Origin of the sequence: Exiguobacterium sp. ZWU0009, assembly GCF_000798935.2 — a bacterium.
Lineage (GTDB): Bacteria > Bacillota > Bacilli > Exiguobacteriales > Exiguobacteriaceae > Exiguobacterium_A > Exiguobacterium_A acetylicum.
In genome coordinates this window covers 1,567,380-1,582,894 of record NZ_CP018057.1, presented here as the reverse complement: position 1 = coordinate 1,582,894, position 15,515 = coordinate 1,567,380, and the positions used below count along the sequence as shown (strand labels likewise).

Genomic DNA, 15,515 nt, shown 5'->3' with positions numbered 1-15,515 from the left:
ACTATGGATCGATATACGCTGTGTTTAATCCGTCACGCAGACCACTTTCTACTCGTCAACCGGCAAAAACGTCCAGCGATGGGCATGTGGAATGGCGTCGGTGGCAAAATCGAACCGGGCGAGACACCTGAAGCTGCCGTCATCCGCGAGACGTTCGAAGAGACAGGCATCACGCTTAACAAAGTGACGCCAAAAGGCATCGTCCGCTTACACGGGGAAGAGACATCTGGCATGTACCTCTACCTGGCTGATTTAGAAGATCGTCCGTTTCCAACACCGGTCATGACAGTTGAAGGAATCCTCGATTGGAAACCACTCGACTGGATTTTAAGCGACGATAACATGGGTGTCATCAGCAATCTCCGGCACTACCTACCGATTGCTCTGTCGACCGAGCACCTGTTACTGCATGACTTCCATTACAATGGACATACGATCACGGCTTACGACACACATGAATTGATCGAGACATAATACAACATCCCCGCTCGTCCTTTCGGACAGGCGGGGATGTTTCGTTAGAATAGATGTAAGCCCGTCACGATGACAGCGACGATGACGATGCCCGGTAACAAGTTCGCGACACGAATCTTCGTGATTCCAGCTAGATTGAGACCGATCGCTGCAATCATCACCCCACCGGTCGCCGTCATTTCCAAGATGAATTCTTGCAGCGCGGCGTCAGGAATGAACTTCGTGATCGCAACAGCACTCAGTGCAATCGCCCCTTGATAGAGGAAGACGGGAATCGCTGAGAACATGACGCCGATCCCGAGCGTTGAACTGAGGACGAGCGCCGTGAAGCCGTCAATCAACCCCTTCGTATAGAGGACGTCGTGATCCTGACGCAGTCCACCGTCAAGCGCACCGAGGACACCCATCGCTCCGATGACGAAAATCAACGTCGCGGTGACGAAGCCTTCGGCGATATTTGATGGACGACCGCGACTGATCTTGCGTTCGAGCCACGCCCCCATTCGGTCGAGCTTCTCGTCGAGGCGGAACCACTCTCCGATTGCTCCACCGAGGACAAGACTACCGATGACGATCAAAAAGTTCGTGCTTTTCATCCCCATTTGGATCCCGAGGACGACGACGGCTAGACCGATCGCTTGTAAGACCGTCTCCTTCATCCGTTCCGGAATCCGGTGGAACATCAATCCAAGCAACGTCCCGATGATGATCAGGACGGTATTGACGAGTGTACCTGTTAAAACCATCTGACAGCCTACTTTCTCAATTGATTTTTCGTTTATCAGGACGGACGACCGTTCGCTCCGCCTGATTCAAGCTATGCAGCGTCATCCCGAGCATGACGAGGATGATCCCGAATGTCGCGAGTCCCGTCGGCAGTGCCGCGTGGAGAAACAGCATCTCGCCAAGAACGGTAAAGACGATCTCAAACGATTGCGTTGCTTCGATCGCAGCTAACCGAACCGGTTCTGTCCGAACGAGCGACGTCGCGTAGAAAAAGAGCGATGTCGCGATGACGCCAGAGAATAGGGCGACGAAGCCGGACTGCGTCACTTGGCTGACACTCGGTAAGCCGACCTGTATGTAAGCAATCACGGAGAGAACGATCCAAAATGGCAGACTTGCGATCGTCATTCCAAGAATCCGCTCAAAAACGTCAAGTTTGTCCCCATACCGTTCCATCATCTTTCGGTTCCCGAGCGGATAGGCGATCGCAGCGACGAGCACCGGCAAGGCACCGAACAGAAGCGACTGCAGCGACAGACTTCCTGCGACGGATACTTGCATGACGACGACACCGAGGACGATCAAGACGGAATACTTGAGTGCCGACCACGGAATCCGTTGTTTGAACAAGGGCGCAAGCAGTGGTCCGGCTAAAATCGTCAATTGCCACGTTCCGGCAATCAGCCAGCCCGGTGCATGATCGGCAGCGAGGCAAATGCTACCGTAAAACAGCCCAAAACCAATCGTTCCGTACAGTAACCAAAAACCGATATCTGTTCGCAGGGCTTGTATGACACGTCCAATGCCCCGGCGCATCAAAACGATGACGATGAAGAATGGCAACATCAAGAAAAAGCGGAGCGACGCACTGTAGATCCAGTGCCCCCCTGCTCCTTGCATCGATTGATTCAAGATAAAGGTGACGGCAAAGAACATCGCCGCTAAGATGCCGTAAACGATCGGTCGCATCAGCTCTCCTCCTTTAGTGTTGAAACAAGTAGACGACCGAGCCCGTTCCAGTTGTGTTCCGTCGCCTGGACGAGCTGTTCAACATCCCGTTGTTCACACGCAACTAAAATCGCGGCATGGTCGGCAATCGACTGACGTCCGAGTCGATCGAACTGGGCGTATTCGAGCCGGCGGATCAGCGGTGTCAATCGGCGAATCGTTTCTCCTAGTTGAGCGTTCTGACTCCGCTTCACGAAGACATCGTGAAAAGCATCGTCAAGCGTCAGTGCCGTCTCCGTATCCTGCTGATCAATCGCCGTCGTGAACTGTTGATGAATCGTTTGAAGTTCCGTCACGTCGTCTTTAGTCAGCACTGGTCCCGCCAGGCGTGCTGCTAGTCCATGCAATGTCGCGATGATCGGATAGGTTTGCTGTGCCTGTTCAGCATCGAGCTCCGTCACGATCGTCCGCGAACCCCGTTTCGCAAAAATCAATCCCTCCTCTTCGAGTCGTTTCAAAGCTTCGCGGACCGGCGTCCGACTGACACCGAACATTTCCGCGAGCGCTTGATCGTTCACCTTCTCACCTGGGGCAAGGCGTAAGGTGAGAATGTGATGTTGCAAACGTCGATACACTTCCTCACTGAGAGGAAGTCGTGCAATCGCTAAATCATCTGTAGGTTTCATACAAGTAATATATTACATATTAATCATCGTTACTACCTTTATTCAAAATTAAAACTCACCGTCACATGACGGAGAGTCGGCTATTCAAACATTTCGCGGATTCATCGGTCCATTCAAGTGACTGAGATCATGTCGTTTTAACAAGATCAGTTGAATGACGATCGCAACTAAAAGATAGACTTGCGTTAATAGCGAGGTAATCCCTAAATTGACGTTGACGACATCCGCAGCGATGCTCGCGAAATCCCATAAGGCATGGAAGATGATCAACGGCCATAGATTATTCAGCTTCAGTGCGATGATCGCAAAGAATACACCAAATACGAACGTGTTCGCGAGTTGGAACAGCATCGCTGCCGGTGGAATCAAGGCAATCAGATTCAGCAGATGAAACGACGAGAACAGAAGCGCACTGATGAGGACGGCACGATACGGATGTTCATTCGGTCGAAGGTAACGCAGGATGATGCCTCGAAACAGAACTTCTTCGTTGAAGCCGACGAATAAGGTCGTCAGGAAGACGATCCCTACGAGTTGAAGCACCGACGACGAAAGTGACGTGGTGAACAGGGCGTTGACGATCAGTCCGACTTGAAAGAGAACGATCAATAGTAACGGAATGTACCAGACGAGTCCTCTTGCTTGTAGTTTCGAAAACCCAACGGCAGCAAACGTGGCATGACGACGAATGTACCAAACGAGAAAGAGTGCTGACGCTACTTCACCAAAAATCGCGATCCGTAACAACTCAGGATCACCGTAACGAATGCCGAAGCCAAATGCCGAGACAGCCATGACGATACCCATGATGACGAAGATGACGGTTGCCGAGACAATGGTGTTCCGCTTATCCACGATCAGGACCTCCTTTTCAAACGAGCGACCTTCCTTCTGTATCATTGATTTACCTTTTTTTCAGAGAAATGAACCTTTTTCCCCCACTACCTTGCAATACAAAATAGCTTAGCGTATCATTACCTTGTAATACCAAGTAGCGAAAGGAAGATGCGGATGTCTTCGACACAAATGTTAAAAGGGATTCTCGATGGCTGTTTACTTGCGCTGATCGCGGAAGAAGAGATTTATGGCTATGAACTGGCGACGAAACTCAAAGCATACGGTTTTGCTGACATCAGTGAAGGAACAATCTATCCCTTATTGATCCGGATGCAAAAACTGGGCTGGATCGAAGCGACTTCACGCGTTTCCCCGTCTGGTCCAAAGCGAAAATATTATTCGATCACGACGAGCGGTATGGAAGAACTTGCTGCTTTTACGAAACGATGGCATCACCTTTCGATGAGTGTCGAAAGCATTTTAAAGGAGGATGATTGAGATGACCCTATCGACGGAATCAACACGATTTTTAGAAGACTTAAAGGTATACCTACTTGCTTCCGGAAAAAATGAACAGGCAACGAACGAGATTGTTCATGAACTCGAAGACCATCTGATCGAAGCGGAATCGGACGGGAAATCGGTTCGTGCGATTACTGGCGAGAGTCCTGCTGCCTATATCCAGTCGATTTCGAAAGAGATGGCGTTTGATCCGAAAGAAGCGTTTTGGCTCGTCTTGCAAGTTTTTCTCGGCGCATCGAGTTTTCTCTATCTCCAAAATTTCCTGAATGGAACAACGACGTTCAGCATGCTGCTCGTTGGCGGATTTTTACTAATTAGTATTGTGTATTTGACGACACTGGCGCTTCTATTCCGTCAAGATGCTTTACGGGATAGCGCGCGCCCTCGTATCATGCTTTACGGGATTCATGGGAGTGTTCATATTTTACTCATCATCGGACTATTGATCGTCAATGGACTTATCGATTCGCCAAAGATCACGTTATCCCTAAGCGTCGGCTGGATGATTGGTGCCCTATTGATTGTTTGGATTCTCGTCACAGCATGGAAGACAAAGACATGGATTTTGCCGATTGCATTACTCGTCTATTTTGCTCCTCAAATCATTCTCCGTTCTGTATTTGATTGGTCGGAATTGACTTCTGGACTCGTCGGATATGCTGTTGCTGCTATTACAATCACAGTTGCTTTTATTCGAGAATCTAAACAAGATCAGTCAAAATCGTCGAGTCACTGAAAAATCTGCTTTCGTTCTGATAGTAAAAAACGACCTCAGCGATGAGGTCGTTTTGTGTATTACGTATTCTTTATCCCGTACTCTGCCTCATACCGCTTACGCGTCCAGTTGTAGACATGACTCGTCACGGTCCGACCGTCGATTCGCTCTAAGACAAATGGTCGATCAAGGACGTGTGTAAAGCCTAGTTTTTCAACGACACGGCGTGATTGGTCGTTGAAATCAAAGTGTCCGCACCAGACGACATCAATCGGCAGTTCCCGGAAGATGAAAGCGAGCATTGATTCGACGATTTCCGGCATCCGCCCTTCTCCCCAGTAGTTAGGCGCGAGGACATACCCAATCTCGACTTGACGGTCATGGGTGATCGACGCATCCGGTCGACGATTGAAGTGAAACCCGAAGCTCCCGATCACTTCCCCCGTTTCTTTATCAGTCACGGCATATTCGCCAGGTGACGCTTGAAAGATGCCAATCACTTCCTGGCTTTCCTCAAGCGACGCGTGCGGTGCCCAGCCTGCTTTCGGTCCGACATTCGGATCCTTTGCGTAAGCATACAATGCTGCTGCATCTTCGTCTTGCCAACGGCGTAACAAGTGCCGCGGTGTTTCAATCGTATCTGGTAAGTTCATCTGTACTCCCCCTTATTATGATACATTTCGCTGTCGTTCGACCGATTCCTTCACGAACAGACTTGTATAAACTAAACCAAAGCCAGTCAAAAGAATCAATCCGAGGTAAACACTCATCATCGACGGGATCAAGAAAGTTCCGACTAGAATCGTCGACCGAGAAATCAAGTCCGCTCCAGCAAACGACGTTCCGGCGAACGCTGAGTATGCCCCGCGTTGATCGGCTGGCATCATGTTCGCTTTTTGTGTGTTCAAGACCGGGGAGTAGAGCAACTCGCCGATCGTCGCGATGAAGATGAAGACCATCAGCGCTGTCATACTGTTAGCACTCGTCACGACGACGTAGCCAATCGTGTAAAGCATCAGACCAGCAGCGAGCGTCCGGCGCGGAGACAAACGCTTCGCTAGTCGCTGAACGATGAACGTCAACGTGACGACGAGCAACGTATTTTCGATGTTGATGATACTCATCATCCGGACCCCATTGATCGACCAACCAGCAAACGACAGCGGTTCGAACGAATCGGCGAGGCGGACGGCGACGTAACTGCCCATCGAAAACTCAGCCGCCAAGATACACATCGAACCGAAGACGACCTTAACGAACGGACGGTCTCGCCAAGCAAGTTGATAGCTCGTGAAGATATCCGTGAGGACTCCACGTAACTTTTGACGCTGCCACGTCCGTGGTGTGTCGTCAAGAAACAGGTAGTACGCAATCGGTAAAACGGACGACGTGAAGCTCAAGATTCCGAACAACAGCAACTGGTTACTGACGTAGAGCCAGCCTCCGAGCGCTGTTCCAATCGCGATCGAGAGGTTGATCAACCAGTAGTCGAGCGCATAAACCGCTTGTCGATTTTCCTTCGTCGTCGCATCGATGATGATTGCGCCCATCGCCGGACGACCAAGGTTACTCGTCACTGAGAAGACGGCGTAGATAACCATGAATAGTAGCATCCAGTCGAGTGATAATGAAATCGTCATCGTGATGAACGTCAGCGCTGTGAGCGCAGAAGTCGTGACGAGTAGACGTTTGCGAGAAAAACGGTCGGCGAGATATCCGCCGAGTAGATTGGTGATGAAGCTGACGAAGACCATCGCGATCAAAAATGCACCAGCGATGACTTCGTTGAATGCCTGGACGAACAGGAGGGCCATGAACGGCATGATGGAGAACGAGACAGCCCGGTTGAAAAACGATGTGATGAGACGTACTTTAATTGGTTTCGGTATTTCCTTCCATTTCATATTGTCACCTTCCATTCTCTACCTGTATCATAAACAAGACAAGACACAGGAAAAATGGACGTCATTCAAAAAAGATGTCCCCTTTTAAGGAGGAGAAGTACGATGGATGCTTATCTTTTTATGTTATGGAAGACTTGCCGAAATGGACACTACTCGATTGCGACGCTTGCCGACGCCATCCATCTCAGTCCTAAACAAACGAAACGATATCTCAATAAATGGCAGGAAGACGGCTGGATTGGTTACACGAGTGGGCGTGGACGGGGCAACTTAAGTGAACTCGTCTGGTTGCGTCACGTTGAACGGGAATATGCGAAACGGATGCTCGAGCGGATCGACCGCGACTCAATCGAATCGGTGACCGAAGAATTAACGTGGGACTGGTCGCCGGCGCAAGCAGGACGCTTCATGCGGCAACTCGAACGGAAATTCGGCTATACACAGACGACGTCTGATGCGTTATTGATTCCGCGAAAGCGGAACTTCCTGACGACCCACCCGTTAGAAGCGGCGGATATCCATAGTGCTCATCTCGTCCAGAACGTCTTCAACCGCCTGTTTACGATTGACGTCGACGGTAACATCCAAGGTGAACTGGCGCATCACTATGTCTGGAACGGGGCGACGCTCAGTCTCTTCTTACGGAAAGACGTCCGCTTTCATGACGGTTCGCTCCTGACGAGCAAAGAAGTGACGAAGAGTCTGCGTGCTTTGATTGCTTACCCTGCTTACGCCTATTCCTATCGGCACGTGAAACAGATCGTCTCGAACGGTCCGTACCGGGTCGATCTCACACTCGATCAACGGCGGAGTTCGATTTTGCCACAGCTTGCCTCGATTCACACGAGCATTATCAAGGACGGTGTCGGAACAGGACCGTTCCAACTGACGCAACACGACGACAAGAAGACCGTTCTGACGGCTTTCCCGAACTACTTCGGCATCCGTGCCCTGCTCGACCGGATTGAATTCATCCAGATGCCGGAGCAATACGACCCGGTCTACCGGACATCGGCTTCTGACTCTAGTCCAATTGATACGATCGCCACACAATCCGGCTTTGGTCTCGTCTTGCTTCATCCACGTGCTGGTGGTCCGTTCGAATCAAAAGCAGCGCGGCATTATATCCACCGGCTTGTCGCAGAAGTACGCGGTGGCATTCATGACTTTCATGAACGGGCACAACCGAACGACTGTGGTTTTCTGGAGTCCTATAGTCAACCGTATGCTGTCCCGGATGGTCCTGCCGTCTTGTTCACGCAACCGATCCGAATCAAGCTGACTGATTTTACGGACAAGGTGACACGCTGGCTCTGTCAGCGATTTGATCAGGACAGAATTCCGTATGAGTTCGTCGGAGTTGGGTTTGAAGAGAGCATCACGGATTTTCATGCGTACGATACGATCGATCTCGCCGTCCACGCCGAAGTGTTCGAGCGGAATGTCCAGTACGCCTTCTATCAGTTCATGACGAATACGTTTTCACCGCCGATCCGACTGTTTCAACAGATGCCGGAGATGCTGAAATCGATTGAACAATACGATGCGACACCGTTTGAAGATTGGCTTCCGATACATCAAGCGATTGAGCGTTACCTGATCGACGAATCGTATTTCATTCCGTTCTATCACGATACTCGTCTGATTCCGTATCCGATCGAACTGCAAAATATCACGATTGACTCGTTCGGTTACTTTGATTTCTCAAAGCTCTGGATCTCCAATCAATCGTGACGAATCGTTGACGAATTCTTGACCTGCTTGTGACAAAACGCACGACATTCGTCAATCTAGTATTTTAAATGTTGTATTAAAGGTGAGGCTACGAAATACTAAGACTGTCTTCATTACTTAATGAAAAGGAAGTGGTCTTATGTTATCAACCTCTACCATTCAAATCGTTCAATCGACTGTTCCAGTCCTTGCGTCACACGGCGCCGCAATCACGAAAGTCTTCTATCAGCGCTTGTTTCAGGCTCATCCGGAACTGAAACACGTCTTCAATCAATCAAATCAACGGAGCGACCGACAATCGCAAGCACTCGCGACTGCCGTGTATGCCGCTGCTGCTCACATCGATCGACTCGAGACGTTAAAGCCGGTCTTATTACCGGTACTCCATAAACACCGCAGTCTACAAATCAAACCGGAGATGTATCCGCTCGTCGGACAAGAATTACTCGGAGCGATGCAAGACGTCTTAGGTGAAGCAGCGACGCCGGAGATTTTGCAAGCGTGGGGCGAAGCGTACGGTGAAATTGCCGATCTGTTCATCGCACTTGAAGCTGAACTATACGCGCAGGACGAACAGGCGAAAGGCTTTTCCGGTTATCAGTCCGTCGAGATTTCTGACATTCAGGAACAAGCAGACGGAATTCGCTCGCTGACTTTTAAAACGAACGGTCCGCTTCCTGTTTATCAAGCAGGGCAATACATTACGGTACGAATTCAAGATCAAGACGGCTTATGGCACAACCGTCAATACAGTCTGACGACGGCATCGAACACGACGACCTATACGATTGGCGTCAAACGAGAAGGAATCGTTTCGGATTACTTACATGCAGCTGGAATCGGTGACACGGTATTGATTAGTGCGCCGGCTGGTGCCTTCACGCTTGATGCATCAGGTGAACCCGTCGTATTAATTGCTGGCGGAATCGGGATCACGCCGATGCTTGCGATGGCAGAGGAAGCGTTAGCTGCTGGTCGCCAGGTAACGTTACATTACGCCGTCCAAGATGAACGCAATCGTCCATTTAACGAACAACTCGCCTTACTCGAGCAACGTGGAGCGCGCGTCGTTCGTTACGCGGAACATCAGGCAACAGATCAAGCGGGACGCTTACCGAAAGACGTCATCGCAAGCATCACGGATCCGACATACGTCTGTGGTCCGGAAGCAATGATTCAATTTGTCATTGAGCACTTCAAAGCATCACCTGATAAACTTCATTACGAAATCTTTGGACCAGCGCTTGCTTTTGCAGCGGAAACGCCAGTCACGCAGTAAAAAAAACATCCCGCTCTCTTTGACACGCGTCAAGAAGAGCGGGATGTTTGATTAAAGTGGTAATCGTTCTGATAACGGACGAACTAAGACGACATCTGTCGCCATTCGGTTATCCCGGCGTGGTTCATCAACTGGTTCAATCGTCCAGTTTTTCGCGTGGAGTGTATTTAAGGCACGCGCTAAATCGTACATCGAATAACGATCGTTACCGTTCAACTGATAGAGGCCTGCTTTCTGTTCGAGTAAAATCGTAACGAGCGCTTCAGCTGTATCCTCGAGTAGCGAACTCGACGGATACCAGTTTCGACTCGCTTGAATGACGCCGTGCTGCTTCATCTCGTTCGTGAAGAAGTCGACCATATTGTTCGAACCAGCTTCCGTCCCGATTTGCCAGCCGATCCGGACGATCTTCGCTTGTGGATCGAGTGTTTGAATCGCTTGCTCGCAAGCAATCTTGTAGGCACCATATTCGTTGGTCGCATCCGGTACCGCGTCCTTTTCGATCGGTGCCGGCACGTCGTCCGAGAAAACAGACACCGTACTCGTGAAGAAAAATGGAATCTCATATTCTTGGCACAAGCGAACGAGCGCTTCCGTCCAACTGACGGACCCCATCCCGATATGTAAGAAATAATCTGGTCGTTCCGTTTCTAGAAATGTGCGCATCGCCGATTCGTCAGTCGTCGAAACTTTCGTCCGGTCCCACGCGACTGTCTTGATGTCGTGCTTTGCTAAGACATCCGCAACGACGGGTGCTACCGTTCCGTTCATGCCTGTAATGATTGCTTTCATGTTGATGCTTCCCCCTTATCTTCGATCGAAAAATCATGAAACCGCTTGCTACTTCAGTTTACACGGGAAGTATTGATTTAACTAATCTGAGGTCATTTTTCTACGACCATTTATGCCTCAAATGAAAAAAACGTCCGCTGTCCAATCTAAAATTGGTAAGCAGACGCACTGTTTAGTTAATTCATCCTTACTCCGAAACGCCTTCCGTTGCCATTCGGCGCCACAGTACATTCAAGAAGACCGTCATCCCACTGATCGGAATCAAAAACAATAGTGCCGTGATCCATAAACTCTCCATCGACTCCACTCCTCATCGTTCATTTCTATTTCTAGTGTACAAAAGCGGGAAACCGCTTACCTCCACCTCAAGGCGGATATTTCATCCGACCTTGTCCTGTCGTACTTCGGAAAAGGACAAGGTACGATGAATCAGTAACCAGATACTGGTCATGACAAGACCACTCAAGGCAAAGAACAGGAAGACGAACGAGATGCTGAAGAACGTCGTCAAGTACGACGATAGACCGTAACAGAGCGCGGAACACGCCGTTGATGCTGCGACCATCGCGGTCCGGACCCGTCCGAGCAAGTGCGCAGGCGTCGAGCGTTGTAACAAGGTCGAAAACGGAATCCCGAACAACGTCAGCGCCATGCCGAGTAAGACGAACCCGCCAATCGCAAGAGGAACGGACGAGACATAAGCAACGATTGCAATCGCGAGCCCTTGCAGTACAACAGCGACGCGAAACAGCTTATCCTGTCTTATCGAGACGACCCACTTCCCGTATAGGAGCGACATCGTGATTCCCCCGATTACTGTTGCTAGCTCAAGCGCAGAAAAGGTCTGTGCATTCCCCGATAAGACGTCCTTCGCGTATGGCGCAAGTAAAGTGTTCATCGGTGTGATCATCCAATTCGCGAGGATCGCACAACCAAGGATCCATTTCAAGCGACTGTCACGCGCGACGTGGCGAATTCCTTCGAGTAACGCTTCGCGGTACGATCCGGTACGCACCCCTTCAGCCACCTGTCCCGTCATGTGACGAACGAGCAACCAGGCAACGAGATGCAGTCCAAGATCAAGCCATAAGATACTCGCAATCGAAAAACGGGCGATCATCATCCCACCGAGCAAGAATCCGCTTAACGTCCCGATTCGTTCAATCGTTGCGAGATAGGCATTCGCTTGCGGTAATTGGTCATCTTCGACTAAATCAACGACCCATGTGAAGACGGCATTGCCACCAATGATTTGTAAAATCGTCTGAACGACGAGTAAGCCGAGTAACCACGGCAGGACGACGTCCGTCATCCCGATTCCTGCTAACGTAATACCAAGTGCAAGCAATCGAATGAGCAACGACATTTGGTACAACGATGCGCTGACGAAGCGGTCAATCCATGGTCCGACGAACGTTGAAACGAGAAAACGAATCAAGAATACACCAGTCGCAATCAGGGCGACGCCAGAAGCACTGATCTCTTCCGCGCTCAACCAGTAGATCGCGATATAAACGAAACTCGTCCCGACGGTCGATAACAAATCCGAGACATACATAAAACGAAACGCACGTGACATGATTCTTTATTCCTTTCCTAAAACGACTTCTTGTCCATCTTACAATTTTTCTCAATTACTGCCCATTCTTTTTTCGTCATCACATCGTCATCGTCTGTTAAGGCATTCTTACCCGTCTGTAACAGAGCCGACATGTTCATTCGCTATACTAAACGCATAGAGAGGTGAAGATCCATGAAAACGCAAACGCGTTATGACTATGAAACCGAACAGGAACAGGTCGACGTCCCATCTGAGGCACGTCTAGGCTACTACTTTCTTTTGATCGTCCTGCCGCTTGGTCTCGCGCATCTTGTCCAGTCGCTTGCTCCTTCGCCGGATCAACACCACTCGTCCGTATTGACGGGTTTGACGTTCTTATCCATCGTTTTTTTCATGTACTTAGGTAACCGAGCTGCTGGAAATGCCAAAACGACCTTTTTCGGATACTCGATGTTCTTGAGTATCAGTCTGTTCGCGACGCTGTTTCTACCAACGGTGCCGATCATTTGAGCATAAGCAAACGAGCACACGTCCGATTTGGACGCGTGCTCGTTTTTTTAATGCGTATGCGATTCGTGTTTGCCGTCACAATACAACGTATTGCCATGTGCGTGCTGATCCGTCTCGACCTGGATGGTCGCGTGGTTAATACCGACGTGTTTCAAATCGTGATCAATCTGTTCGCGAATTGACTCTGACTCCCGGACGGTCATGTCCTCTTTGACGACGACGTGACACGATAATGCGTTATAGCCACTCGTGATCGACCAGATGTGCAGATCATGTAGTCCGAGGACGGCTTCGTTCGTCTGAATCGTCGAAACGACCTCATCGATGTCGACATCGCTCGGCGTTCCTTCCATCAAGACGTGAACGGATGCCTTCGTCACGTAATAGCCGCTCCGTAAGACGAGGATCGCCACGATGACACTCGCCAGTGGATCCGCCCATCCCCAACCGAAGAACATGATCAGAAGAGCAGCTGCAATCGCACCGACCGATCCAAGCATGTCGCTTAAGACATGCAGATAGGCACCGCGCATGTTGAGGTTGTGCTCATGTCCACCGCCACGTGTCATGATCCAAGCAACGAGAATGTTGACGAGCAAGCCAAGGACACTGATGATCAGCATCCCGGTCGTTGCGACAGCGGGTGGATCGATGAAGCGTTGGATGGCTTCAATGAAAATATAGAGAGCGATGACGATCAATGTCACGCCATTTATGATTGCGGCTAAGATTTCAAAGCGTTTTGAACCGAACGTCTTGTTCGCATCCGGTGCTTGACTCGAGAACTGGAAGGCTAACAGGGCAATTGCAAGTGAAATCGAATCACTGAGCATATGCCCTGCGTCCGATAACAACGCTAGACTATTCGTCCAAATCCCGCCGATGACTTCGACGACCATGAACGCGGTGATGATCAGGAACGATAAGAGCAGTACCTTTTTATTGTCGGTATGATGATGGTGGTGATGATGATCATGTGCCATGACGTTGCCTCCTTTATCAGTTCATTCAAACGTCTATTTGAATTATAACGTGGATCCTCCCTTTGGTCAACGGGCACATCCTTTATATCCCACAAGTGCTACCGTATGAAACGACCGAATGATTGGACCGCGTATTAATGCGACATTTATAAAACCAGCTTGTTCAGCAAGTGGAATGAACTCCTGTTCGATTTGTTTTTGAAGATCTAACCACTCAATCCCTGCTTTTCCATCACAGTATGTTAAAACGAATCGCCCGCCTGGTCGTAAAGCGCGATACAGTTCTTGTAATGTCTGATCGACGGATTCCCAAAAATATACCGTATGAATGCTAAAGATCCCGTCGACCGTCTCATGGAGTAATTTTAAATGATTAATATCGGCTTGTTGAATCGTCGCTCGGTTTGCTTGAATCGCTTGCCGATTACGAAAAGTTGCTGACCGGACCATCGTCTTTGACAGATCGAGACCTGTAACGTGCTTCGTATCTGTTTGCGAAAGCAAATAGGCAATGCCATGTCCCGCACCTGTACCGAGTTCTAAAAAAGTTTCTCCTGCCTGAACGTTAAGTATGTCGATCGTCCATTTCATTTCTTCATGATGTTGCCGGACCATGATCTCACCAATTGACGCTCCAATGATTCCCCGTGGTTTCGCATATTGTTGATCGATGAATCTATTCCAAAATTGCTTCATTTCTATCCTCCTGACTATCTACTCCCATGACTCCATTATCATTTCCTAGATATTTCAACACTATCAAAAAAGCAATGTGATCCCCTCACATTGCTGAAATATCGCAGGTAATTGTTTTAAATGAACGACCGGAAATCCTCTGTTTGCTGCTCGAGTTGTTGTGCGACCTCTTCGATTGCGGTAAAGCGTTGCATCGTTTCTTTTACCGTCGCAAGGCTCGACGCGACTTCGAGATGGGACGCTTCAATCTTTTTCATCATCGCCATGATTTGACGATTCATCGTTTCCGTATTCGTCCGCACTTCGACAACTGCACTGCCGACTAAATCTGATAAATTTTTGACTTCACTTGCAACGACCGTAAAGCCTTTACCGTGTTCTCCAGCCCGTGCCGCTTCGATTGCTGCGTTCAGTGACAACAGGTTCGTCCGGGCAGCAATCTCCTTGATCGTATCAGCAATCTTCGTGATCTCGATTGCTTGGTCATATAACGTTTCGAACGTCTGTTGGTTTTCTGCCGTTTCACTCGCGATCGTGTTCATCGTTTCTTGAAGCTGGGTTCCCTCTTTCGATCCTTGAATCGACTGCAGATTCAGTCCTTCAGCAAGCGTCTGGAAGCTTTTCGCATATCCTTGCACACGGTCGATCCGGTCCGTGATGTTACTCGCGATCTTGACGACGCCGACGACCTCTTCTCCTTCAAAAATCGGCATGTAGGTTGCTTCAAGCCATAAGATGTCGCCCCGGGCATCGACCCGTTTGATTTTATCCGATGTACTGAAGCCCGAAAACAGGCGTGTCCAAAAGTCCTGATACTCACGGCTGTTCGCGAATTCTGGTGTGCAAAACGTATGGTGCTGTAGGCCAATCATCTCGTCTCGTTTATATTTCATCGTTTTCGCAAACAAGTCATTGACGTCGACGACACGTCGTTGGCGATCAAAACAGATCATCGCGACGTTTGCTTCAAGGCTCGACAAAATCGCTGGTGAACGTAACGGTCTCGGTAAGGTTTCATTCATGGTGTCATTAACTCCTTCTATGTATCGTTCATGTACTAAGACAGTTTTTCAAAGGAACAATCTGTACCTATCTATCGTCATCGATTGACCTTTTTTATAGCTGAATCGGCGATTATTCAAGTTGTT

The 15,515-nt window shown here is 49.4% G+C and carries 17 protein-coding genes; 6 read left to right on the top strand and 11 right to left on the bottom strand.

Translation table 11 applies throughout. From position 1 onward, the window contains the following. Window positions 1–3 precede the first annotated feature (3 nt). Window positions 4–474, top strand: coding sequence for an NUDIX hydrolase (locus L985_RS08260; RefSeq protein WP_052169491.1), 471 nt, complete (start codon window positions 4–6; stop codon window positions 472–474). A 44-nt stretch (window positions 475–518) separates the two neighbouring features. On the opposite strand, the gene L985_RS08255 is transcribed toward L985_RS08260, so the two are convergent. The 4 genes from L985_RS08255 to L985_RS08240 all read right to left on the bottom strand — a co-directional run bounded on the left by L985_RS08255 (window position 519) and on the right by L985_RS08240 (window position 3,689). Further along, window positions 519–1,220 (bottom strand): DUF554 domain-containing protein, encoded by a 702-nt coding sequence (locus L985_RS08255; protein ID WP_047395308.1) that lies wholly within the window; start codon window positions 1,218–1,220, stop codon window positions 519–521. 16 nt (window positions 1,221–1,236) lie between these two features. Then, window positions 1,237–2,169: a DMT family transporter gene (locus L985_RS08250; protein ID WP_047395311.1), complete on the bottom strand. Its 933-nt coding sequence runs from the start codon at window positions 2,167–2,169 to the stop codon at window positions 1,237–1,239. After that, complete coding sequence (locus L985_RS08245) at window positions 2,169–2,834, bottom strand: GntR family transcriptional regulator (protein WP_047395314.1); 666 nt, start codon at window positions 2,832–2,834, stop codon at window positions 2,169–2,171. Before L985_RS08245 ends, L985_RS08250 begins: the two co-directional genes overlap by 1 nt. Window positions 2,835–2,918: 84 nt before the next feature. Next, the gene (locus tag L985_RS08240; protein ID WP_047395317.1) at window positions 2,919–3,689 is read right to left on the bottom strand and encodes a CPBP family intramembrane glutamic endopeptidase; all 771 of its coding nucleotides are present in this window, start codon (window positions 3,687–3,689) and stop codon (window positions 2,919–2,921) included. A gap of 156 nt (window positions 3,690–3,845) precedes the next feature. Between L985_RS08240 and L985_RS08235 the strand changes: the two genes are divergently transcribed. Both L985_RS08235 and L985_RS08230 read left to right on the top strand, forming a co-directional pair. Then, window positions 3,846–4,169, top strand: coding sequence for a PadR family transcriptional regulator (locus L985_RS08235; protein ID WP_029341625.1), 324 nt, complete (start codon window positions 3,846–3,848; stop codon window positions 4,167–4,169). Between the two features lies 1 nt (window position 4,170). Further along, a complete protein-coding gene (locus L985_RS08230) occupies window positions 4,171–4,929 on the top strand; it encodes a hypothetical protein (RefSeq protein WP_047395321.1) in 759 nt (252 codons plus the stop codon). Window positions 4,930–4,988: 59 nt separating this feature from the next. Here the strand turns inward: L985_RS08230 and L985_RS08225 are convergent, their stop codons facing one another. After that, a complete protein-coding gene (locus tag L985_RS08225) occupies window positions 4,989–5,561 on the bottom strand; it encodes a GNAT family N-acetyltransferase (RefSeq protein WP_047395324.1) in 573 nt (190 codons plus the stop codon). A 15-nt stretch (window positions 5,562–5,576) separates the two neighbouring features. Beyond that, entirely contained in the window at window positions 5,577–6,812 is a 1,236-nt protein-coding gene (locus L985_RS08220) for an MDR family MFS transporter (RefSeq protein WP_047395327.1), read from the bottom strand. A gap of 102 nt (window positions 6,813–6,914) precedes the next feature. Here L985_RS08220 and L985_RS08215 point away from each other — a divergent pair, with 102 nt between their 5' ends. Both L985_RS08215 and L985_RS08210 read left to right on the top strand, forming a co-directional pair. After that, the gene (locus L985_RS08215; protein ID WP_047395330.1) at window positions 6,915–8,546 is read left to right on the top strand and encodes an ABC transporter substrate-binding protein; all 1,632 of its coding nucleotides are present in this window, start codon (window positions 6,915–6,917) and stop codon (window positions 8,544–8,546) included. A gap of 139 nt (window positions 8,547–8,685) precedes the next feature. Continuing rightward, window positions 8,686–9,825, top strand: a complete 1,140-nt coding sequence (locus L985_RS08210) for a globin domain-containing protein (protein WP_071908786.1) — start codon at window positions 8,686–8,688, stop codon at window positions 9,823–9,825. A 51-nt stretch (window positions 9,826–9,876) separates the two neighbouring features. On the opposite strand, the gene L985_RS08205 is transcribed toward L985_RS08210, so the two are convergent. Together L985_RS08205 and L985_RS08200 are read right to left on the bottom strand one after the other, a co-directional pair. Then, complete coding sequence (locus L985_RS08205) at window positions 9,877–10,617, bottom strand: sugar nucleotide-binding protein (RefSeq protein ID WP_047395332.1); 741 nt, start codon at window positions 10,615–10,617, stop codon at window positions 9,877–9,879. A gap of 379 nt (window positions 10,618–10,996) precedes the next feature. After that, the gene (locus tag L985_RS08200; RefSeq protein ID WP_047395335.1) at window positions 10,997–12,196 is read right to left on the bottom strand and encodes an MFS transporter; all 1,200 of its coding nucleotides are present in this window, start codon (window positions 12,194–12,196) and stop codon (window positions 10,997–10,999) included. Window positions 12,197–12,370: 174 nt separating this feature from the next. On the opposite strand from L985_RS08200, the gene L985_RS08195 reads away from it, so the two are divergent. Next, on the top strand, window positions 12,371–12,688 hold the full coding sequence (locus L985_RS08195) for a hypothetical protein (protein WP_023468204.1): 318 nt from the start codon (window positions 12,371–12,373) through the stop codon (window positions 12,686–12,688). Window positions 12,689–12,735: 47 nt separating this feature from the next. On the opposite strand, the gene L985_RS08190 is transcribed toward L985_RS08195, so the two are convergent. The 3 genes from L985_RS08190 to L985_RS08180 all read right to left on the bottom strand — a co-directional run bounded on the left by L985_RS08190 (window position 12,736) and on the right by L985_RS08180 (window position 15,389). Then, on the bottom strand, window positions 12,736–13,671 hold the full coding sequence (locus L985_RS08190) for a cation diffusion facilitator family transporter (protein ID WP_047395338.1): 936 nt from the start codon (window positions 13,669–13,671) through the stop codon (window positions 12,736–12,738). Window positions 13,672–13,737: 66 nt separating this feature from the next. Next, window positions 13,738–14,367, bottom strand: coding sequence for a class I SAM-dependent methyltransferase (locus L985_RS08185; RefSeq protein WP_047395340.1), 630 nt, complete (start codon window positions 14,365–14,367; stop codon window positions 13,738–13,740). A gap of 116 nt (window positions 14,368–14,483) precedes the next feature. Next, window positions 14,484–15,389: a methyl-accepting chemotaxis protein gene (locus L985_RS08180; RefSeq protein WP_047395343.1), complete on the bottom strand. Its 906-nt coding sequence runs from the start codon at window positions 15,387–15,389 to the stop codon at window positions 14,484–14,486. Window positions 15,390–15,515 lie beyond the last annotated feature (126 nt).